This window comes from Aliiroseovarius sp. PrR006, assembly GCF_010500215.1.
In the GTDB taxonomy this organism is placed as follows: domain Bacteria; phylum Pseudomonadota; class Alphaproteobacteria; order Rhodobacterales; family Rhodobacteraceae; genus Aliiroseovarius.
Genome location: NZ_JAAGOY010000004.1, coordinates 832,293 through 853,965 on the forward strand (window position 1 = coordinate 832,293; position 21,673 = coordinate 853,965).

The 21,673-nt window shown below is 60.5% G+C and carries 18 protein-coding genes; 8 read left to right on the forward strand and 10 right to left on the reverse strand.

The window, feature by feature from the left end:
* The 4 genes from G0Q00_RS04125 to G0Q00_RS04140 all read right to left on the reverse strand — a co-directional run bounded on the left by G0Q00_RS04125 (nucleotide 1) and on the right by G0Q00_RS04140 (nucleotide 3,779).
* Nucleotides 1–537, reverse strand: coding sequence for a lysozyme inhibitor LprI family protein (locus G0Q00_RS04125; RefSeq protein WP_163036648.1), 537 nt, complete (start codon nucleotides 535–537; stop codon nucleotides 1–3).
* Nucleotides 537–1,697 carry an isovaleryl-CoA dehydrogenase gene (locus tag G0Q00_RS04130; protein WP_163036650.1) on the reverse strand — a complete coding sequence of 387 codons (1,161 nt, stop codon included), beginning with the start codon at nucleotides 1,695–1,697 and terminating at the stop codon, nucleotides 537–539. Before G0Q00_RS04130 ends, G0Q00_RS04125 begins: the two co-directional genes overlap by 1 nt.
* A 151-nt stretch (nucleotides 1,698–1,848) precedes the next feature.
* On the reverse strand, nucleotides 1,849–3,051 hold the full coding sequence (locus tag G0Q00_RS04135; RefSeq protein WP_163036652.1) for a DegT/DnrJ/EryC1/StrS aminotransferase family protein: 1,203 nt from the start codon (nucleotides 3,049–3,051) through the stop codon (nucleotides 1,849–1,851).
* A gap of 44 nt (nucleotides 3,052–3,095) precedes the next feature.
* On the reverse strand, nucleotides 3,096–3,779 hold the full coding sequence (locus G0Q00_RS04140; protein ID WP_163036654.1) for an HAD-IA family hydrolase: 684 nt from the start codon (nucleotides 3,777–3,779) through the stop codon (nucleotides 3,096–3,098).
* Nucleotides 3,780–3,910: 131 nt separating this feature from the next.
* Here G0Q00_RS04140 and glmU point away from each other — a divergent pair, with 131 nt between their 5' ends.
* The 3 genes from glmU to G0Q00_RS04155 are packed head-to-tail and all read left to right on the forward strand — an operon-like array spanning nucleotide 3,911 to nucleotide 7,874.
* Entirely contained in the window at nucleotides 3,911–5,266 is a 1,356-nt protein-coding gene (glmU, locus tag G0Q00_RS04145) for a bifunctional UDP-N-acetylglucosamine diphosphorylase/glucosamine-1-phosphate N-acetyltransferase GlmU (protein WP_163036656.1), read from the forward strand.
* A 2-nt stretch (nucleotides 5,267–5,268) separates the two neighbouring features.
* Nucleotides 5,269–7,089 (forward strand): glutamine--fructose-6-phosphate transaminase (isomerizing), encoded by a 1,821-nt coding sequence (glmS, locus tag G0Q00_RS04150; RefSeq protein WP_163036658.1) that lies wholly within the window; start codon nucleotides 5,269–5,271, stop codon nucleotides 7,087–7,089.
* Nucleotides 7,086–7,874 carry a DNA alkylation repair protein gene (locus tag G0Q00_RS04155; protein ID WP_163036660.1) on the forward strand — a complete coding sequence of 263 codons (789 nt, stop codon included), beginning with the start codon at nucleotides 7,086–7,088 and terminating at the stop codon, nucleotides 7,872–7,874. Before glmS ends, G0Q00_RS04155 begins: the two co-directional genes overlap by 4 nt.
* A 95-nt stretch (nucleotides 7,875–7,969) precedes the next feature.
* Here G0Q00_RS04155 and G0Q00_RS04160 read toward each other — a convergent pair whose 3' ends face one another.
* On the reverse strand, nucleotides 7,970–9,631 hold the full coding sequence (locus G0Q00_RS04160; RefSeq protein ID WP_370458531.1) for an AMP-binding protein: 1,662 nt from the start codon (nucleotides 9,629–9,631) through the stop codon (nucleotides 7,970–7,972).
* Entirely contained in the window at nucleotides 9,628–10,092 is a 465-nt protein-coding gene (locus tag G0Q00_RS04165; protein ID WP_163036662.1) for a D-galactarate dehydratase, read from the reverse strand. The genes G0Q00_RS04160 and G0Q00_RS04165 overlap by 4 nt, the downstream gene beginning before the upstream one ends.
* 94 nt (nucleotides 10,093–10,186) lie before the next feature.
* Between G0Q00_RS04165 and moaA the strand changes: the two genes are divergently transcribed.
* On the forward strand, nucleotides 10,187–11,194 hold the full coding sequence (gene moaA, locus G0Q00_RS04170; protein WP_163036664.1) for a GTP 3',8-cyclase MoaA: 1,008 nt from the start codon (nucleotides 10,187–10,189) through the stop codon (nucleotides 11,192–11,194).
* An 82-nt stretch (nucleotides 11,195–11,276) separates the two neighbouring features.
* On the opposite strand, the gene G0Q00_RS04175 is transcribed toward moaA, so the two are convergent.
* Nucleotides 11,277–12,440, reverse strand: coding sequence for a M20 aminoacylase family protein (locus tag G0Q00_RS04175; protein ID WP_163036666.1), 1,164 nt, complete (start codon nucleotides 12,438–12,440; stop codon nucleotides 11,277–11,279).
* A gap of 366 nt (nucleotides 12,441–12,806) precedes the next feature.
* Here G0Q00_RS04175 and G0Q00_RS04180 point away from each other — a divergent pair, with 366 nt between their 5' ends.
* From G0Q00_RS04180 to G0Q00_RS04195, 4 genes are all read left to right on the forward strand, one after another.
* Nucleotides 12,807–14,516 (forward strand): peptide ABC transporter substrate-binding protein, encoded by a 1,710-nt coding sequence (locus tag G0Q00_RS04180; protein ID WP_163036668.1) that lies wholly within the window; start codon nucleotides 12,807–12,809, stop codon nucleotides 14,514–14,516.
* 66 nt (nucleotides 14,517–14,582) lie between these two features.
* Nucleotides 14,583–15,593, forward strand: a complete 1,011-nt coding sequence (locus G0Q00_RS04185) for an ABC transporter permease (RefSeq protein WP_163036670.1) — start codon at nucleotides 14,583–14,585, stop codon at nucleotides 15,591–15,593.
* The gene (locus G0Q00_RS04190) at nucleotides 15,586–16,485 is read left to right on the forward strand and encodes an ABC transporter permease (RefSeq protein WP_163036672.1); all 900 of its coding nucleotides are present in this window, start codon (nucleotides 15,586–15,588) and stop codon (nucleotides 16,483–16,485) included. The genes G0Q00_RS04185 and G0Q00_RS04190 overlap by 8 nt, the downstream gene beginning before the upstream one ends.
* A gap of 195 nt (nucleotides 16,486–16,680) precedes the next feature.
* The gene (locus G0Q00_RS04195; RefSeq protein WP_163036674.1) at nucleotides 16,681–17,745 is read left to right on the forward strand and encodes a YeeE/YedE family protein; all 1,065 of its coding nucleotides are present in this window, start codon (nucleotides 16,681–16,683) and stop codon (nucleotides 17,743–17,745) included.
* Here the strand turns inward: G0Q00_RS04195 and G0Q00_RS04200 are convergent.
* The 3 genes from G0Q00_RS04200 to mraY all read right to left on the reverse strand — a co-directional run bounded on the left by G0Q00_RS04200 (nucleotide 17,678) and on the right by mraY (nucleotide 21,662).
* On the reverse strand, nucleotides 17,678–18,964 hold the full coding sequence (locus G0Q00_RS04200) for a DUF3422 family protein (protein WP_163036676.1): 1,287 nt from the start codon (nucleotides 18,962–18,964) through the stop codon (nucleotides 17,678–17,680). The genes G0Q00_RS04195 and G0Q00_RS04200 overlap by 68 nt on opposite strands.
* A 108-nt stretch (nucleotides 18,965–19,072) precedes the next feature.
* Complete coding sequence (gene murD / locus G0Q00_RS04205) at nucleotides 19,073–20,479, reverse strand: UDP-N-acetylmuramoyl-L-alanine--D-glutamate ligase (RefSeq protein WP_163038294.1); 1,407 nt, start codon at nucleotides 20,477–20,479, stop codon at nucleotides 19,073–19,075.
* 100 nt (nucleotides 20,480–20,579) lie between these two features.
* Nucleotides 20,580–21,662 carry a phospho-N-acetylmuramoyl-pentapeptide-transferase gene (gene mraY / locus G0Q00_RS04210; RefSeq protein WP_163036678.1) on the reverse strand — a complete coding sequence of 361 codons (1,083 nt, stop codon included), beginning with the start codon at nucleotides 21,660–21,662 and terminating at the stop codon, nucleotides 20,580–20,582.
* Nucleotides 21,663–21,673: the final 11 nt, after the last annotated feature.

The window sequence follows — 21,673 nt, forward strand, 5'->3', positions numbered from 1 at the left end:
TCAGCATCCTTCGTGGTTGCAGTTCATTTCGAGCCAGCCCTGAGCATCCTGTTCAAGCGACCAGGCTTGGCGGGCGGTCATGTTCAAGAAACACGAGACGCCAGCCGGACCGGCTCCCGTGCCATTGCCCCAATGGGAGCGGTCATAAGCACAGCTTGCATCGCGGAATGTGATCCACGCGCGCTGCATGTTGCGCAGGGCGTCCGCACGACTGGGAACGGTTGCGCCGATCTCGGCCATCTCAGTGTCGCTGGCTTTGTAGGCCGCCCTTAAAAGCCCATAGACTTTGTTCAGACGCCGGTCCCAATCGCGGGCTTCTTGGTCCATGCAGGACACCATGCCCATCGTGCTGTAGCCGGCGTCATTGGCCTCCATGCAGGCTTCTGCAGCTGCGCCGAAGCACTGATGCGCCTCTCCGGTTGAGCCCTTTTCAGCAAGGCAATCGGTGGTCGGCGCAAAGGAATAGTCCCAATCCTGCGCCGCAGCGGGTTGCGCTGCAGCACCGAACAAGATCAATGCGCCAACCAGAATCTTCATTACTGCGCGTTCATCAGTTCGCGGCCGATCAACATACGGCGGATTTCCGAGGTGCCCGCGCCAATTTCCATCAGCTTGGCGTCGCGGAAGATGCGGCTAACCGGGGTTTCATTCATGAAGCCCGCACCACCCATGGCCTGTACGGCTTGGTGCGCCTGTTTCATCGCTTCTTCCGAGGCATAAAGCACACAGGCAGCGGCGTCCTGACGGGTCACCTCGCCACGGTCACAGGCTTTGGCGACTTCGTAAACATAAGCACGGGCCGAGTTCATCGCGGTGTACATGTCGGCGATTTTCGCCTGCATCAGCTGGAAGTCCCCGATCGGACGACCGAACTGCTTGCGCTCTTTCATGTAGGGCATGATCTCGTCCAGACAGGCGGCCATGATGCCGGTACCAATGCCCGACAAAACCACACGTTCGTAGTCCAGACCCGACATCAGAACAGCAACGCCTTTGCCTTCCTCGCCCAGCACGTTTTCGAACGGCACTTCCACGTCTTCAAAGATCAGCTCGGCGGTATTCGATCCGCGCATCCCCAGCTTGTCGAAATGTTCCGAGGTCGAGAAGCCCTTCATCCCCTTTTCGATGATGAAGGTGGTGATGCCGCGGGGACCTGCATCCGGGTCGGTCTTGGCGTAAACCACCAGTGTGTCCGCGTCCGGGCCGTTGGTGATCCAGAATTTGGTGCCGTTCAGAACATAGTAGCCGTTGCGCTTTTCCGCACGCAGTTTCATGCCCACAACGTCCGAACCCGCGCCCGCTTCAGACATGGCCAGCGCGCCGATATGTTCGCCCGAACACAGCTTCGGCAGGTATTTCGCTTTCTGCTCGTCGGTGGCGTTGCGGCGGATCTGGTTCACGCAGAGGTTCGAATGCGCGCCATAAGACAGCGAGACCGAGGCCGAGGCGCGGGCGATCTCTTCCACCGCGATCACGTGCGCCAGATAGGACATGTCCGACCCGCCGTATTCCTCAGGCGTGGTGACGCCCAACAGGCCCAGCTCGCCGAACTCTTTCCACAGTTCGTTCGGGAAGGCGTTTTTCTGGTCAACTTCGGCAGCGATCGGCTTGATCCGGTCTTGTGCAAAGCGGTGCACCATCTCGCGGATGGCGTTGACGTCTTCACCCAGGTCGAAATTCATAGAGTTGTTGAACATGGCGGCTTCCTTCCGGATCAGATATTCTGGATCGCATTATTGAACACTTGTTCAGTTAATGCGCCGAAAGCTCGATTCGCGTCAATACGCGCGCAAATTCACGCAGCGTCACAACGCGCGCGGGCCTCGTTTCTGTCTGATTTTCGGGGGCTCAGCCCGCCTGCTGTACCCGCCCCACCACGTCACGGATAATCCGCGCAATCAGCGCGCAGTCATCCAGCGAGAAGGTCAGCGGTAGACGCAAATCCAGAATGCCTTTTAGGATCCGGTCGGTCTTGGGCAGGGTGGGCGTATCTGCATAGCGCCAACTGTCATAGCGGCTAGTAAAGCCAGCAGGCTCGGCCCCGCCGAACCATTTCAATTCGACACCACGGTCAGCACAGCGCGCGACAACTTCGGTCACGGCGTTTTCTGACCAATCCAACAAGAGGAACTGAAACGAGGACATGACGTAATCCTCGGCATCGGGCCGTTCGATCACCGTTAGACCCGGCGTGCTGCGAAGCCCTTCCTCGACCACGCGATAGCGCGCATTCCATGCGGCGCATTGTTCTTCCAGCTTCGCCAGCTGAGGCCGCAAGATCGCCGCCCGCAGATTGTCCATCCGGCCCGAGATATTGGGCGTGATGTATTTCACCTTCTCGAATGCTTCAGGCGGTGGACCGGCCAAGTGACGCTCATAGAGCATGTAGCTGCCCGACAGGATGATCGCGCGGGCCATCAGGTCGGGATCGTCCGAGATCAGCAACCCGCCCTCGCCCGAATTCACATGCTTATAGGTCTGGGTCGAATAGGCCGCCATCGCCCCGTGACGTCCGGACAGAGTGCCGTTCCAGCGCGCGCCCATCGTGTGGGCACAGTCCTCGATCACCGTGACCCCTGCCCCGTCGCAGATCTGCATCAAATGGTCCATGTCACAGATATGTCCGCGCATATGGGACAGCAGCAGCATACGCGGCGCATCCTTCTCAGCCACCAGCTGCGCCAGATGGTCCAGATCAATGGTCAGCGCCTCCGTCACTTCGACAAAAACCGGCTTCGCACCAAGGGACGCAATCGCACCCGGCACCGGGGCCAGCGTGAAGGCGTTGGTCAGAACGTGGTCACCCGCTTCGACCCCGACCGCACGCAGGGCGGTCGCAATCGCATACCCGCCCGAGGACACGGCGAGCGCATATTTCGATCCCATCTGGGCCGCGAATTCCTGCTCCAGCAAGGCTGCATGCGCGGTCTCGCCCTCGGCCACGTTATAGCGGTGCAGGCGTCCGTGACGCAGAACCTCCAAGGCTGCATCGACCCCTTCGTCGGGAATGGGTTCTTGCTGGGTGAAATTGCCGGTGAATCGTTCAGTCATGGCGGCAGAGTGCGCAGCCCTGCCGGGAAGGTCAATGGACAGGCTTAGCCAATCAGTCGTGCCACCGTGTCGTCCAGATCATCATAATGGTTCAGCATAGCCTCGGGTTCCAACCGCGCAACGCCCGGCCCCTCGGGTCCGAACCCTACAAGGATACAGGGTGCGTTGGCGGCGCGGGCCGTCTCGCGGTCGGTCACGGTATCGCCTACCAATAGCGCGCGGGCCGGATCGCCGCCAGCTTGCAAGGCAGCCGCCACAAAGGGCGCCGGATCAGGCTTCCGTGTTGGCAGCGTGTCCGCTCCGATCAGCGAGGTGAACCGGTCCAGAATGCCCAGACGCGTGAGCAAAATACGCGCTAGCCCCTCGGGCTTATTGGTGCAGATCCCAACCGCATAGCCCGCCACATGCAGCCGCTCGACCGCCTCCATCGTGCCGGGATAGATCACCGTGTGCCGATCGATGTCGGCCTCATACGCGGTCAATAGGTTGGGAAACTCGCGATCCACGTCAGCCTCGGCCGCTGCGCCGTTCAACCTTTCAAAACCTAGGCGCAGCATGGCCCGCCCACCGTGAAACGCAGTCAGCGCGTCCGCCTCCGGGTCCAACAGAGCCCCATGCCCCAGCCCTTCAAAACACGCATTTGCTGCTGCGATCAGGTCACCCGACGTGTCCGCAAGCGTGCCATCCAGATCAAAAATCACCGTGCGTTTTCCGTTGCCTTGCGCCATTCCACTGATCCCTCTTTGGCAAATCCCCGCCGACCCTGTAACCTCGCGTAAGGTTAATTGAACCGGTTTCCCTTGCGAGCCGCGCCTCAAGGGGTAAAACGGGCCAAAAGGAATTGAAAGAGCAGATCGACATGGCAACAGCCTTGATTATCCTTGCCGCGGGCAAGGGAACACGGATGAATTCGGACCTTCCCAAGGTGATGCATGAGGTCGCAGGCGCGCCGCTGTTTGCGCATGCGCTGGCCTCGGGTGCGGCGCTAGAGCCCGAACGCGCCGTGCTGGTCGTCGGCCACGGGGCCGAAATGGTGGGCAAAGCCGCCGCTGATCTGGACCCCGACATCACCATCGCCGTGCAGGAAGAACAGCTGGGCACCGGCCACGCTGTCGCTCAGGCCCGCTCCGCGCTGGACGGGTTCGATGGGGACGCAATCGTTCTGTATGGCGACACGCCGTTCATCCGCCCGGAAACGTTGGAAGCCATGGCGGCCGAGCGTGCGTCTGGGTCCGATGTGGTCGTTTTGGGGTTTGAGGCCGCAGATCCCGGTCGTTATGGCCGCTTGATCGCGAACGACGGCGCGCTGGAGCGCATTGTCGAATTCAAAGACGCATCGGAAGAGGAGCGCGCCGTAACGCTCTGCAATAGCGGCGTTATTGCGGCGAATGCTCAAACCCTGTTCGAGCTGATCGATGGGGTCGGGAACGACAACGCCTCGGGCGAGTATTACCTGACCGACATCGTGGAAGTGGCCCGCGCCAAGGGCCTGACCGCCCGCGTCGTCACCTGTGACGAGGCCGAGACGCTGGGCATCAACTCGCGCGCTGAACTGGCGGCTGCGGAAGAGGTGTTCCAAGCGGGCGCCCGTGCTACCGCGCTGGAGGATGGCGTTACGCTGATCGCCGCCGACACCGTCTATTTCGCACATGACACAGTGATTGGCCGCGACACGGTCGTGGAACCCAACGTAGTCTTCGGCCCCGGTGTGACCGTGGAAAGCGAGGCCCGCATCCGTGCCTTCTCGCACCTCGAAGGCTGCCACGTCTCACGCGGTGGGGTGGTCGGCCCCTATGCCCGTCTGCGCCCCGGCGCGGAATTGGCAGAACACGCCAAGATCGGCAATTTTGTCGAGATCAAGAACGCCCAGATCGAAGAAGGCGCGAAGGTGAACCACCTGTCCTATGTGGGCGACGCACGTGTGGGCGAAGGCGCGAATATCGGCGCAGGGACGATTACCTGCAACTATGACGGCGTCTCGAAGCACCACACCGATATTGGCGCGCGCAGCTTCATCGGGTCGAATACCTGTCTGGTGGCTCCGGTCTCGGTCGGGGATGAGGCGATGACCGCCACCGGTACCGTGGTCACGAAAAACGTGCCCGCAGGGGCAATGGCCGTAGCCCGCCCGAAGCTTGAGATCAAACCGGGCCTTGCCGTGAAATTGTTTGAAAAGTTAAGGGCGACCAAGGCCCGCCGTCAGAAAGGATCCTGAAAATGTGTGGTATTGTAGGGGTTCTTGGCGATCACGAAGCAGCACCGATCTTGGTCGAGGCGCTGAAACGGTTGGAATATCGCGGATATGACAGCGCGGGCATTGCAACCATCGACGCGAAAGGCCAACTGGGTCGCCGCCGGGCTGTCGGCAAGTTGGTGAACCTGTCCGACACGCTGGTCCACAACCCGCTGTCGGGCAAATCCGGCATCGGTCACACCCGCTGGGCCACCCATGGCGCGCCCACGACAGACAACGCCCACCCACACCGCGCAGGCAACGTGGCCGTGGTGCACAACGGCATTATTGAAAATTTCCGCGAGCTTCGTGATCGGCTTGCCGCTGAAGGGTTCGAGTTCTCGACCGAAACAGACACCGAAACCGTCGCTCTGCTGGCGCAAAGCTATGTGGCCCAGGGAAAGACCCCGAAAGAGGCTGTCGAGGCCACTCTGGCTCAGCTGGACGGGGCCTTTGCGCTGTGCTTCCTGTTCGATGGAGAAAGCGATCTGATGATCGCCGCGCGCAAGGGCAGCCCATTGGCCATCGGTCACGGCGACGGTGAAATGTTCGTGGGTTCAGACGCCATCGCACTGGCGCCGATGACCGACAAGATCACCTATCTGGAAGAAGGCGACTGGGCCGTCATCACCCGCGACGGAGCCGAGATCTACGACGCCGAAGGTCGCCGCGCCAACCGCCCCGTGAAACAGGTAAAACTGGACGCCGCCCGGATCGAGAAAGGCGGCTACAAGCACTATATGGCGAAGGAAATCGCCGAGCAGCCGACCGTGGTCGGCAATGTACTGAAGGCCTATGCCTCGGGCGACAAGATCACCATGGATCTTGGCGGGGTCAATTTCGCCGACGTGGATCGCCTGTCCATCGTGGCCTGTGGCACGGCCTATTACGCCGGGTTGGTCGCCAAATACTGGTTCGAACACTATGCCCGCCTGCCCGTTGACATCGACGTCGCGTCCGAGTTCCGCTATCGCGAGGCCCCCTTCGCGCCCAAAACCATCGGACTGTTCGTCAGCCAGTCGGGCGAAACTGCCGACACACTGGCCGCCCTGCGCTATTCGGCGGGCAAGGTCGATAAGATCGTGTCGCTGATCAACATGCCCGAAAGCTCGATCGCGCGGGAAAGCGATGTGGCGGTGGAAATCTATGCGGGTGTCGAGGTGTCCGTGGCCTCGACCAAGGCGTTCACCTGCCAGCTGGCCAGCTTCGCCATCATGGCGCTGAAAGCCGCCCATGATCGCGGGCATCTGGACGATGCCGCACTGGCCCAGCGTCTGGCCGAACTGCGTCAGCTTCCCGGCCTGATGAGCCACGCCCTGACCATCGACGCGGCCACCAAGAAGATTGCCAGCAAACTGGCCGAGGCACGCGACGTCCTGTTTCTGGGCCGCGGACAAATGTTCCCGCTAGCCCTGGAAGGCGCGCTGAAACTCAAGGAAATCAGCTATATCCACGCCGAGGGCTATGCGTCGGGCGAGCTAAAACATGGTCCCATCGCGCTGGTCGACAAGGTTACACCGACTGTCGTCATGGCACCTCACGATGCGCTGTTCGACAAGACCGTCTCGAACATGCAAGAGGTCATGGCCCGTGGTGGTCGTGTGGTGCTGGTATCCGATGCGCGCGCCGCCCAAGAAGCTGGGGATGGCGTGTGGCAGTCGCTCGCCCTGCCCGAAGCGCCTGAACTGATCCAACCGATCCTGTATGCCATTCCCGCACAGCTTTTGGCCTATCATACTGCGATCGCAAAGGGTACAGACGTGGACCAACCCCGCAATCTTGCCAAATCGGTGACCGTAGAATGACACTTGACGACGCGCTGGCCGCGCTGAAGGCCCAGATCGAACCGGGCCGCGCCGAAGGGCAGAAGGCCTATCATAAGCAAACGCGCGAGGTGTGGGGTATCCCGAACCCAGCGCTGAATGACCTGACCAAGGAATGGCGGCAGTCATTGTCCGTCGACGAACGCGTGGCTTTGGCCGATCAGCTGTGGAAAACCGATGTGTTCGAAGCCCGTATCGCCGCCGCAAAGCTACTGACTCAGGCCCGTATCCGTCCCGATGATGCGGTGTGGGATCTGATCCAAAGCTGGGTGCCGGATTTCGACAGCTGGGCGATTGCGGATCATGTCTGCATGGCCGGGCAAAAACGTCTGGTGGCCGATCCCTCGCGCCTTGATGATGTCGAGAAATGGACCACGTCCGACCACATGTGGACCCGCCGCGCGGCCCTTGTGATCACCCTGCCGTGGACCAAGCAAAACAACCCTAAGGACGAAGAAATCGCTGTTCGGGATCGCGTATTGGGCTGGGCCGATGGCTATGTCAGCGACCCGGATTGGTTCATCCAGAAGGCCGTGGCTTGGTGGGTACGCGATCTATCCAAACACGATCCGGATCGCGCCCGCGCCTTCCTGAAACCGCATGCCAAAACCCTGCAGCCTTTTGCGCTGAAAGAGGCGCGCAAGCATCTTCCTCCCCCTGCCCAGCTTCAAAAGGAAGCCAAGGACAAGTGGCGGGCAGAAAAGCGGAAATTGCGCGAAGAGAGCTGGGGCCGCAGGCGTCAGGACAACACCAACGACGACAACTGACCCGGCACGGCTTGGGTCCCAACCTCTTCAGATCTTAGAATTCCCGACAGTGATTAGCATTTCACTCGAAGGCCAGACGGGGGCAGTGCCCCCTTCTACCTCCTGAGCTCACGCCGCATAATCTTGCCAGTAGCCGTCATGGGCAGCTGATCCACGAAGTCGATAGACCGAGGCGCCACATGGGGGCTGATCCGGTCGCGGACCAGTTGGATCAGCGCCTTTTCCATCTCTTGGGGCGCGCAGCCGTCGCGCAAAACCACCACAGCCTTCACGGCTTCGGTTCTCAGCGGGTCCGGCACACCGATCACCGCCGCCATTGTCACGTCGGGATGAGTCATTAGGCAGTTCTCGATCTCGCTCGGCCCGATGCGATACCCGGCCGAGGTGATCACGTCGTCATCGCGGCTGGCAAAGGTAAAATAGCCCGCAGCGTCGCGCGTCGCCAAATCTCCAGTGCGCAGCCATTTGACCCCGCCCACATCGTGAAACTTGTCGCGTGTCTTCTCGGGCAGGTTCCAATAGCGCAGGAACATCACAGGGTCCGGCGCTTTCACACAGATCTCGCCCATTTCGCCCGGCTCAACAGGTGTTCCGTCTTCTGCCAGCAGCGTCACGTCGTGCCCGGGAATGGCCTGCCCCATACTGCCCGGCTTCACGTCCATCGCGCCAGCGACCGAGGACAGAACCAGATTGCATTCGGTCTGGCCGTAAAACTCGTTGATCTTCACGCCCAGGGCTTGATCCGCCCAATCGAGCAGCCCTGCCCCAAGGCTTTCGCCACCCGATCCAATAGACCGAATATTCACGCCATCAGGTGTTGCATCCGATTGCCGCAGCAGCTTCAGCGCTGTCGGCGGCATGAACAGGTTGCGCAGCTTGTGGTCGGCCAACAGGCGATAGGCGACCTCGGCCTCAAATTTGCGCATACGGTGGCTTACAATGGGTACGCCGAAATAAAGGAATGGCAGCGCCAGATCCATCAAGCCGCCAATCCACGCCCAGTCGGCCGGGGTCCAGCCTTTATCGCCCGCTTGTGGGAAGTCCTCGTTAAAGGTCTCGACGCAGGGCAAATGGCCCAACAGGAACCGATGGGCGTGCAACACGCCTTTGGGCGGCCCAGTCGTGCCCGAGGTATAGATCATCACCGCCGGATCTTCGGCCAACGTTTCGACGGGATCGGTTAGCGGATCGGCAGCGTCCAGTGCGCGCCACATATCCGTGGCCCCGTCGCAGGGATTCACCGTGAACACCGCCTGAAGTGTCGGCAGATCGGCGCGGATTTCGGACAGTTTCGCCATGTTGTCGGGATCTGTGACCACCAGCTTGGCGCCGCTATCTGACAGACGATACGCTAAGGCATCCGCGCCAAAGAGCGTAAACAGCGGCAACACCACTGCGCCCAGCTTATAGGCCGCGAAATGAGTGATCAGAACCTCAGGCCCCTGCCCCAGCAGAACCGCAATCCGGTCGCCTTCGCCAAGCCCCGCATCGCGCAATACCGTCGCAAACCGGTCCGAGGCCTCTTTCAGGCGCCCAAAGCTCCAATCCTCGGCGCCGCCATCCTGCCGCACATGGGTCAGCGCGATCCGGCCCTGATCCAGCGCGGCCCAGCTATCACAGCAGCGTTCAGCGATGTTGAAGTGTTTGGGAATATCCCATGAGAACCCGTCCTGCATGTCCCGCCACCGCCCCCAAGGCGCGACAAGCTTGCGGGCGCGGCCATGAGCCAGCCACGCCGCGTCAGATATCGACGTCACGACCCGAAGACCACCAGCTCATGCAGACCGGACAAATCCAAGTCCAACAGTTGCAGGGCCGAGATCGAAATCCGGCTTCCCCCGGTAGTGGTGGGTTTCAGCGTTACCTTCACCGTGCGCCCGGTTGCTTTGGACTGCACACGCCCCTCGGTCTCGGTGGCCACAAGCGGCGTTTCAAGCCAGAAACCCGGAACAGTCGGATCGCCCAGATTGGCAACCGTCGTCCCCAGCGCACCCGCTGGCGTCGGAGTCGATGACAACGCAGCCATATTGTCGCCCGCGCTGGCCGTGTTGAACTCGTCCACCGTGGTCGCATCCGCAGGTGGCGCATCCGGGTTAACGACCGGACCAGCCGGAGCCTGACGCAGATGCGGCGGCGTCGGCCAAAGAGTGTTCACGTCTACACCGGCACATCCCGTGACGGCCAGACAGGTGGCGGAGATAAGAATAACCTGTTTCATACAGGCAAACTGGCGCAATTCGCAGACGCATTCAACGGTTGAAATGACGCGGCCGTGACTTGCGCACAGCTTCGCCCACGCTTAGGTTCGCCCTATGGAAACGCCCAAGCTTGTCGACCCGTTTCACCGCCCGGTGACCTATCTGCGCCTGTCCGTGACAGACAGGTGTGATTTCCGCTGCACCTATTGCATGTCCGAAAACATGACCTTTCTGCCCAAGAAAGATCTTCTGACGCTCGAAGAACTCGATCGTCTGTGCACAGCCTTCATTGGACTTGGCGTGCGCAAGCTGCGCATCACCGGCGGAGAGCCTCTGGTCCGTAAGGGCATCATGGGTTTCTTCGACGCGATGGGACGGCATCTGGACAGCGGCGCGCTGGACGAGCTGACGCTGACCACCAATGGATCGCAATTGCATCGCTTCGCCGACGATCTGTTCAAGGCTGGCGTGCGGCGGGTGAACGTCTCGCTCGACACGCTGGACGAAGACAAGTTCGCCAAGATCACACGCTGGGGCCGCCTGCCGCAAGTTCTGCGCGGGATCGAGTCTGCTCAAAACGCCGGGCTGCGCGTCAAGATCAACGCCGTGGCGCTGAAAGGCTTCAATGATGACGAGGTCTTTGCCCTCGCCGAGTGGTGCGCCCAGAAAGACATAGACTTGACCTTTATTGAGGTCATGCCGATGGGCGATATGGGCGAGGAAAACCGGCTGGACCAATACTGGCCTCTGACCGAGCTGCGCCAGCACCTTGAAACACGGCTGTCCCTGACCGATTTGGACGATAACACCGGCGGACCCGCACGTTATGTGCGCGTCAATGAAACCGGTCAGAAAATCGGCTTCATCACGCCAATGACACATAATTTCTGCGAAAGCTGCAACCGCGTACGGATGAGTTGCACCGGCCAGCTGTATACGTGCCTCGGCCACGACGGCATGTCGGATCTGCGCGCACCACTGCGATCTTCGGAAAGCGACACGGTGCTGATTGATGCCATCCACGCTGCCATTGGGCGCAAACCCAAGGGGCATGATTTCGACTATAGTCGTCAGGAAATCCGCGGCCAGACGATCCGGCACATGAACCATACGGGCGGGTAACCCCCTAATTTTCTTGCATTAAATATCCTGGGGTGAGGCCCAATTGGGCCGAGGGGCAAAGCCCCTCCTCCCCAACATCATCTCAGCCGATTGGCATCCGGCTTTCTGCCATCTCTGCCCACCACGAACAACCCTGTGGGATCGCTTCATCATTGAAGTTGTACTCCGGGTGGTGAACCATCGCGGTGTCCCCATTTCCCATAAGAATATAGGCGCCGGGGCGCTCTTCCAGCATGAAGGCAAAATCCTCACCGCCCATGACGTAAGGGGCCTCGGAGCACTCCCCCGACACCTTGCGCGCGGCCTCAGCGGCGAACTCGGTCTCGTCGCCGTGATTCACCATCACCGGATAGTTCCGTTCATACCGAACCTTGGCCTCGCCGCCAAAAGTCGCAGCAATCCCACTGCATATCTCGGAAATGCGGGTCTCGGCCAGATCGCGGATCTCGGGCGACAGGGTGCGCACGGTGCCTTTCAGCTGCACCGATTGCGGGATCACGTTGAACGTGGTCGAGGACGTCTCGACCGAAGTGATCGAGACGACCACCTGTAACGTCGGATCGGCATTGCGCGAGGCAATCGTTTGCAGCGCGGTCACGGCCTGCGCGGCCATCACCACCGGGTCAATCGTGTCATGGGGTTTGGCCGCGTGCCCGCCGCGTCCGATCAACTGAATGTCCAGCAGGTCAGCCGCAGCAAAAAACGGGCCGGGCCGGATCGCAAATGCCCCCAAGGGCTGACCGGGCCAGTTGTGCATACCATAGACCTCTTGCACGCCGAAGCGGTCCATCAGCCCGTCTTCGCACATGACGCGACCACCGCCTCCACCCTCTTCGGCAGGCTGGAAGATCACCACGCACGTTCCATCGAAATTGCGTGTTTCAGCCAAATACTGCGCAGCCCCCAAAAGCATCGCAGTGTGCCCATCATGGCCACAGGCATGCATCTTGCCCGGCGTGGTGGACGCATAGTCCAACCCGGTTTCTTCATGTATCGGCAGCGCGTCCATGTCTGCGCGTAGACCAACAACTTTACCCGAATCCGTTTTTCGCCCGCGGATCACTCCAACGACACCTGTACGCCCGATGCCTTCGACAACCTCATCACAGCCAAAGTCACGCAGTTTCTCAGCCACAATCCCGGCGGTCCGATGGGTGTCGAACAGAAGCTCGGGGTGTTGATGAAAATCCTGACGCCACGCAGTGATGTCCTTGTGAAGTTCGGCAAAACGATTTCGGATCGGCACAGGATCATCCTTTTCTTTGTGGGGTAATGCAGCACACAGGCCTTGCGGACGACAATGCCCAGAAACCTTCTAAGGCTCAAGGTCTCTCTGACGGATAGTTCACGATGAAGAAGTGGTTCTGGCTGCTCGTGATTTGTCTTTGAATTCCATCAGAATTAGAAATGCAACAACACTGGGATTTCACCAAAACCCGTCGGCTCCCCCTTGCAACTCGCTTGTAATACAGTGTCATATTGCGCACAGGTTTGGCGGCGCGCGACACGGGTATTTGAGTTTGTTTTCTGCCACGAACGATCGAACTTGCACCGCCATTTCCCGGTTTATTAGCGGGGGTGGTTTGCAGAAACACCTAGGGAACCGACCAAAATGCCTGCTGCTTTTAAACACATCACCTTGGCCACTCTCAGCGTCACCGCTTTGGCCTCTGCCGCCCACGCCGAGCGCGGTTCGCAAGGGGACCTGAGCCTGATCTACTGGCAAGCCCCGACACTCCTAAACCCCTACCTTGCCTCTGGCCCTAAAGATTCCGAACCCGCGTCGCTGGTGCTGGAGCCACTGGCCCGCCATGATGAAACCGGCAAAATGGTCCCGTGGCTGGCCCAGTCGATCCCCACATTGGAGAATGGTGGCATTGCCCCCGATCTGCAGTCGATTACTTGGATTCTGAAGCCCGGGATCACGTGGTCCGATGGCAGTGACTTCACCGCAGATGACGTCGTCTTTACGGCGAACTACTGCATGGAGGCCGAGAGCGGCTGTCAGATGACTGCCAAGTTCACCGATGTTGTTGGGGTGCAAGCTCTGGACCCACTGACAGTGAAGATCAGCTTTTCGAAACCCAAACCCTACCCCTATGCGCCGTTCGTGGGCCTTGAAGTTCCTGTTCTGCAAGCTGCCCAGTTCGCGGACTGCATGGGGGCAAATGCGTTGAACTGCTCGGCCCAGAACCTCGCCCCGATTGGAACTGGTCCCTATCAGATCAGCGATTTCAAACCCGGTGATGTGGTGACCTATGACATCAACCCCAATTACCGCGACGCGGACAAGCCGGGCTTTGCCAAGGTGACCATCAAAGGCGGCGGCGATGCCTCGGGCGCGGCTCGCGCCGTGCTGGAAACCAGCGAGTTTGACTATGCGTGGAACCTGCAACTGGACCCGCAAGTGCTGGGTCAGATGAAAACCGCAGGAAATGGGCAAGTCGTGTCCTCGTTTGGAACCGCCGTAGAACGCCTTCAGGTCAACCTGACCAATTCGGCAGCCGATCTGGGCGACGCGCGCTCGACCCGAAACGGCGGCGCGCACCCCTTCCTTGCAGACCCGCGCGTGACGAAAGCCCTATCCTTGGCAATCGACCGCAGCACCTTGATCGACATCGCGTACGGAGACGCCGGACGCCCCACCTGTGACGTGCTTGCCGCCCCTGCCATCTATGCCTCGGGCGCGAATGACGCCTGCCTGACGCAAGATCTGGATGCCGCGCGTGCCCTGCTGGACGAGGCTGGCTGGACGGACAGCGACGGCGACGGCATCCGCGACAAGGATGGCGTGTCGATGACGATGCTCTATCAGACCTCGGTCAATCCGGTACGCCAGACCACACAGGACCTACTGAAAGCCTGGTGGGCTGAAATCGGCGTCGCGACCGAGCTGCGCGCCATTGCGCCTGCGGTCTTTTTCGGCGGCGATCAGTCCAGCCCAGATACCTATCAGAAATTCTATGCCGATCTGGAAATGTTCACCAACTTCTTCCCCGGCAACGACCCTGAACCTTACCTGAACAACTGGGCCTGCGCGTCGATCCCGACGCCCGAAAACGGCTGGTCCGGCATGAACGTCCCGCGTTACTGCGACCCGGACTATGACACCCTGCTGGCAAAGCTCGGTAATACGGTGGATATCGCCGAGCGGATCGCGATCTCAAAACAGCTGAACGACATGCTGATGCAGGCGGGCGCGCTGATCCCGCTGGTGCACCGCGGCGAGGTCTCGGCCCATGCCAATTCGCTGGAAGGTGTGCGGATGAATGTCTGGGACAGCGAACTTTGGAACATCGCGGACTGGACCCGCGCCAAGTAAGACCGCTAGACTGGCGGCGCGGCTAATTTCTGGCCGCGCCCCGGAACCAAAGGCCGTCGACCGCCCATGTTAACCTATTGTTTGCGCAGGCTTGCTTTCTCGGTTCCCGTGCTGATCTTCATCAGCTTCGCCATCTTCCTTCTGATGGATATGGCCCCGAACGACCCCACCGCAAATCTGCCCATGTCGATCCCCGCCGAGACCCGCGCCCAACTGCGCGAGGCGTTGGGCATGGGGGATCCGCTGGTGGCCCGCTATCTGCTGTGGTGCAAACAGTTCTTTATCCATGAACCGCTGAACTGGCTGACCGATCTGACCGGCCTCAGTTTCGGAGACCCTGACCGTCTGCGCGTTCTTAGCTGGGCCTCGCGCGCGCCAGTGGTCGAACTGATTGCCGAACGCCTCCCCCAAACCCTGTGGGTGGTCGGCCTGTCCTATCTGCTGGGCATCCTGATCGCCCTGCCCGTTGGAATCTATTCCGCCTATCGCCAGCACGGCTGGTTCGACCATCTGGGCAGCTTCATCTCGATGATCGGCTATTCCGTGCCGTCCTTCTTTCTGGGCGTCGTGGTGATCGTGATTTTCGCGGTGAAACTAAACTGGTTTCCATCGGTCTATGACACGACGCTGACCGTCACCGGGTGGGACAGCCTAATGGACCAACTGCGCCAAATGATCATGCCGGTCACGATCCTTGCGCTCTATAACGCCGCCCAGATCAGCCGCTTCATGCGCGCATCAATGCTGGAAAACCTGCACCATGATTACGTCCGCACCGCCCGCGCGAAAGGCGCCTCCGAGCCCCGCGTGGTGCTGGCCCATGTGGCGCGCAACTCGCTTCTGCCAGTCGTGACCGTGATCGCCTTGGGCGTCCCGCAGGTGCTGGCAGGCGCCATCATCACCGAGCAGATTTTCAAGATCAACGGGATCGGAGAGCTTCTGATTTCCTCAATCCAAAGTGGCGATCTGCCTGTGGTGCAAACCCTGACCTTTCTGTTCGCCGTGCTGATCGTGTTGTTCAACCTTCTGGCCGACATCGCCTATGGCCTGTTGGACCCGAGGATCAGCTATGACTGATCTATCGGTCCTCAGCGCTCCACCCAAAGGATTCTGGTGGCGATTTCTACGGCACAAGGGCGCCGTGTTCGGGGGCGGTTTGCTTGTCCTGATCCTGCTTGCTGTCCTGATCGGTCCGTTCCTGTGGCCGCATGAAGCGGGACAGATCAACGTCACCGCCCGCAACCTTGGACCCAGCTTGTTGCACCCGATGGGCACCGATCACCTTGGCCGCGACCTGTTCGCTGCCGTGCTGCAAGGCGGGCGTGTGACGATCTTGGTCGGCGTGGTCGCGATGGCTCTGTCGGTGCTGATCGGCGCTACTGTCGGAATTCTGGCGGGCATGATCCGTTGGCTGGACGCCCCCTTGATGCGCCTGACCGACTTGTTTCTGGCCCTGCCCGTCCTGCCCCTACTGCTTGTTACGATTATGCTATGGCGTGACAGCCTGCGCAGTCAATTTGGGGCCGAGGCCGGGATCTTCCTGTTGATCGTCGCGATGATTGCTCTGACCAGCTGGATGCAAACCGCCCGCATCCTGCGCGCCGAAGTTCTGGCCTTGAAGAAACGCGAGTTCGTCACTGCCGCCACCGCCTTAGGTCTGCGCCCTTGGGGTCTGATCCGGCGACACATCCTGCCCAACGTGATGGGGGTGATCATCGTCTCGGCCACACTGGGGCTGGCCAATGCGATTATCACAGAAAGCGCGCTGAGTTTCCTTGGGCTGGGCTTTCCCCCGGACCATCCCACATGGGGGCGGCTGTTGTTTGACGGGACCGAGTATCTGACGCTAACCCCCGCCCGCGCAATCTGGCCCGGGTTGATGATCACGCTGACGATTCTGTGCGCCAATTACCTTGGCGACGGGCTGCGGGATGCCTTGGATCCGCGCGGCAGCATCGGACACAAATAAGAACAGATCGAGCGCCCGCATACCTGCAGCGGTCCACCTGACCACCAAAAGCTCCACGACTGGTCATTCGTTCCGTGAACCTCGAACGATCAGAACATCTTCCCATCTCACCCCCTACTAGATGCGCTCATTAAGCTTGCTTAACGCAATCTCCCGCGCCAGATGGAACATATTCCCAAATGCGGAGACGTGAAGATGTTTGAAACCTTCGGCTTTGAGACCCTGGCCCCACGCACAGCCTCGATCCTGTTCGGGCTGGGCCTTGGTGCGACTTTCGGCATCCTGGCCGAGATCACGCGCTTCTGTCTGCGTCGCGGCGTGATTGGGGCCGGCATTGAAGGCCGTCAGGCACTGGCCGTCTGGCTGACAGCACTGGCCGTCGCCGTGATCGGTACGCAAGGTGCCGTCTGGGCCGGCTGGATCAGCTTCGCAGACCATCGTTATCACGCTCCCACCCTTCCGATCCTCTCGCTTGTCATCGGCGGACTGATGTTCGGCGCTGGTATGGTGCTGACGCGCGGTTGCCTATCGCGACTGGTCGTTCTTGGATCCTCGGGCAACCTGCGCGCGATCGTCGTTCTTGGCGTGGCGGCGCTGACCGCTCTTGCAACCCTCAAAGGCGTGTTTGCGCCGCTTAGAAACTCCCTGGGGGCGGTTGAGTTCGCCGCCCCTTCCCTGCCAGCCCTGGGCGCTCTTCTGCCCCTTACCCTGGCCGCCGTTTTTATCGCGCAAGCTCGTCCCAAGTTGCGCGTTTTGGTACCGGCGGCCTTGCTGGGGGCGCTCGTGCCTCTGGGCTGGCTGGGAACCGGATTGGTCTTGATGGACGAATTCGACCCCATCGCGGTGGAAAGCCTGTCTTTCACTGCTCCTTTGGCTGACACGCTTTTCTGGACCGCTGCTGCCAGCGCTGTCGGAGGTAACTTCGGCACCGGATTGGTCGGAGGCGTCATCTTCGGCGCCGCCCTGTCCGCCCTGATCGCCGGGCGCTTTGCATGGCAGGGCTTTGACGGCGCAGGCCAGATGGGCCGCTATCTGTCGGGCGGTGTTCTGATGGGCATGGGCGGCGTACTGGCCGGGGGGTGCACCGTGGGTGCGGGCCTGTCGGGCGTCGCAACACTTTCGACATCCGCCGTGATCGCGCTGCTGGCGATCATCGCCGGCGCTTGGCTGGCTGCCCGCGTCGACGCGCGTGTCAGTGGCCGAGCGACTTCCGAATTCGACGCACAGACAGCCACACCAGAAGCACCACAGGCAGCGTAAGCAACGCCGTCAGCGTGCCCTTGGACATGTTCAGCGCGCCCGCCAACGGATAGAACAAGTAGCCCGCCAGCGACACAGCGTAATAGCTGATCGCGACGACGGACAGCCCCTCAACCGTTTCCTGCAGGCGCAACTGCATTTTGGCGCGCGCATCCATGCTTTCAAGCAGCGCCTGGTTCTGTTCGGCCCGCTCGACGTCGACACGAGTGCGCAGCAGCTCGCCGGCCCGCGCAGCCCGTGCGGACATGTTTTCAAGCTGCGTCGCTGCGCTTTTCGTGGTCCGCATCGCGGGATCATAGCGACGCATCATGAACTCGCTCAGCGTCTGACGACCGCGAAACCGCTCTTCGCGAAGCACATCTATGCGTTGATTTAGGATGGCCTCGTACGCCCTCGTTGCCCCCAACCGGAACGAGGTCGACGCCATCAGCTCTTCCAATTCGGACGAGATGGTCAGAAGTTCACGCAACGTATTGTCTGGCGACTCGTCACTCCGCGTCATCGCCCCAACCAGATGTGTCAGCTCTCCATCCAGATTCCGCAGTTTTCGATGAATATCTTGTGCGACCGGAAAGCCCAGCATCGACATGGTCTTGTAGGTCTCGATCTCACACAAACGCTGCACAATTCGTCCGATGCGCCGTTTACTGGTACCCTCGCCAATAAACGCAACCAGACGCATATGGCCCGCGGGATCAATGCGAAAATCGGCCGCCACCATGGCCGCCCGATCCAGCACCCAAGTCGAGGCAATGCTTTCCGACACGAACCATTCGCGTACCAGCTTGTCCATTTCCTTTTCGGTACCGGGCATTTGTTGCACCCGGATATGGGCCGAGGTAATACGAGCACCCGGCGCGTCAGCCAACCAATCGTCCGGGAAGACATCAAAGGCTGCGGGGTCAAACGCGCGTGACGAAATCCCGTCCGAGAACACCGTGTAGCTGACGAACTCGTTATGCTGTTCCCACTTCAAATGATAGCGGCCGATCTCGCCGAAATAGTGGTTCGAGCCGGGACTGGGATGCGGCGCACCAAACCGATCCAAAAGCGCGACCAGATGTTGGCGATCAGCCTCGCGATCACGATTTGCCGCGTTCTCTGGACGCTTGATGGCCAGATAGACCGCCGTCCCCGGCGCACTCAGCGCGGGCGATGGACGGGCGTGCAGCTCGTTCGCAAGGTCATAGCGGCCCGGGTGGTCGGTCAAAGTCTTCATGCGCGTGTCTCCTACGCGCAAAGTCGTAACAGAGACGTGACACATTGCAACCCTTTAAAAACAAGGGGTTTTTGATAGCTTTCGCATACCGCGGAATACCGGTATCGCTCACATATCCTGAAGACGGTCCTGGACCAACCGGGTGAAGTCCTCTCCCCGCTTTTCGAAATCGGGATACTGATCGAAGCTGGCAGCGGCGGGGGCCAGCAGCACAGTGTCCCCGGATTGAGCGTCCTTGGCGGCAGCCGCGACGGCATTTTCCATCGTTTCGCAGATTTCATAGGGGACATCGCCCAGTTGCAGTGCGAACTCGCGCGCCGAATGGCCGATCAGATAGGCTTTGGTTACATTGCCAAGCGTATCCGATAGGCTTTCGATCCCGCCGTCTTTGCCAAGCCCCCCGGCGATCCAGCGGATGTTGTCGAAGGCCCCAAGGGCTGCGCGGGCGCTGTCCACATTGGTGGCTTTCGAGTCATTCACGAACGCCACACCGTCTTTCTCACCTACCAATTGCGAGCGGTGGGGAAGACCTTTGAAGGCGTGGAACGCGGCCTCGATCACCTTCGGGGCCAGCCCGATGGAACGGCATACCGCGTAAGCCGCACAGGCGTTTTGGTGGTTGTGGCTGCCCGGCAGCCCCTTCACGGCCCTCAGATCGACCGAAGCGATCTGACGGCCCTTGCGATACTCGGACAGGAAGCCTTTGCGTGCGAAAACCTGCCAGCCCGGCCCAGTCAGCTTGCGTTCAACTGAGATACGGATCACGCGGTCATCCACAGCGCCTTCGGACAGTTGCCCCGCCAGATAGGCGCCTTCAGCCTCGTCCACGCCAATGACGGCGCGATCAGGGCCACCTTCGGCAAACAGGCGGCGCTTGGCCGCGAAATAGCCGCCCATACCGCCGTGACGATCCAGATGATCGGGTGACAGGTTGGTGAAGACCGCGATATCGGGCGTCAGGGAACGGGCCAAATCGGTCTGATAGCTCGACAGCTCCAGCACCACGACCTCGCCATCATGGGCGGGGTCGATATCCAACACGCCACGGCCGATATTGCCTGCCAGCTGGGTGGGCTTGCCCGCATGTTCCAGCACGTGGTGGATCAGCGCCGAGGTGGTCGACTTCCCGTTCGATCCCGTCACCGCCACAATGCGCGGTAGAGTGTCGAAATTGTCCCATTCCTGATCGGCAAAGCTGCGGAAGAAGAGGCCAATATCGTTGTCCACCGGCACACCTGCCTCCATCGCGCGTGCGATCAGTTTGTTGGGCTCGGGGTAAAGATGCGGAATGCCCGGGCTGACGATCAGGGCGGCGACATCTTCCCACGCGTTGCCCTTGTTCAGGTCATGCAGGATCAGACCCTGCCCCTCGGCACGTTCGCGGGCCTCTTGTCCGTCATCCCAGCACAACGCCTCGGCCCCGCCAGCTTCCAGCGCATGGGCCGTGGCCAGCCCCGAGCGCCCAAGCCCCAGAACCGCAACCTTGCGACCATCAAAACCTTTCACCGGGATCATACGTGCCTCCTGCATTCGTCCGTTTTATCGCTAAAGGGTTTGGCCCAAAAACAAAAGCCCCGCCGGATGGGCGGGGCGTTTGCAAAAGCTTTGATGACGCTTAGCGCACCTTCAGCGTCGCCAGACCAATCAGCGCCAGGATCAGCGAGATGATCCAGAAGCGAATGACGATCTGCGGCTCTTTCCAGCCTTTATGCTCGAAATGGTGATGGATCGGGGCCATCAAGAAAACGCGTTTTCCGGTCTTCTTGTAGTACAGCACTTGGATGATGACCGAGAGCGCCTCGACCACGAAAAGCCCGCCCACGATGGCCAGTACGATCTCGTGCTTGGTGGCAACCGCAATGGCACCCAAGGCCCCGCCAAGGGCCAGTGACCCGGTGTCGCCCATGAACACAGCGGCGGGCGGTGCGTTGTACCACAGGAAGCCCAAGCCGCCTCCGATCAGGGCCGAGGTGAAGACGAACAGCTCTCCCGTACCTGGCACATAGTGCACGTCCAGATATTCGGTGAAGTCGACGCGGCCCACAGCATAGGCGATCACGCCCAGCGACCCTGCTGCGATCATCACCGGCATGATGGCCAAGCCGTCCAGCCCGTCCGTCAGGTTCACCGCATTCGCAGACCCGACGATCACGATCATCACGAAGGGGATGAAGAAAAAGCCCATATTCAAAAGCGTGTCTTTGAACACCGGGAAGGCCAGTTGATACTGAAGCCCCTCGGGATGCACGCTGGACGCCCAGAAGCCCGCAATCGCGGCGATCGCCAGACCGATCGCCAATCGGACCTTGCCCGAGACCCCTGCCGTGTTGTTCTTTGACACCTTCGCGAAATCATCCGCAAAGCCAATCAAACCAAAGCCATAGGTCACAAATAGCGTAATCCAAACATAGGGATTATCAAGTCGCGCCCACATCAGAGTGGCAACCAAAAGCGCCGACAGGATCAACAGCCCGCCCATGGTCGGCGTGCCCTGTTTTTCCTTGTGGCTTTCCGGGCCATCCTCGCGGATCGGCTGGCCTTTGCCCTGCTTGCGACGCAAGATGTTGATCAGCGGCTTGCCGAACATGAAGCCGAAAATCAACGCGGTAAAGAACGCCCCGCCCGAGCGGAAAGTGATGTAGCGAAACAGGTTGAAGACATCGCCACCATCCGAAAACTCGGTCAACCAATACAGCATATTGTGGGCCC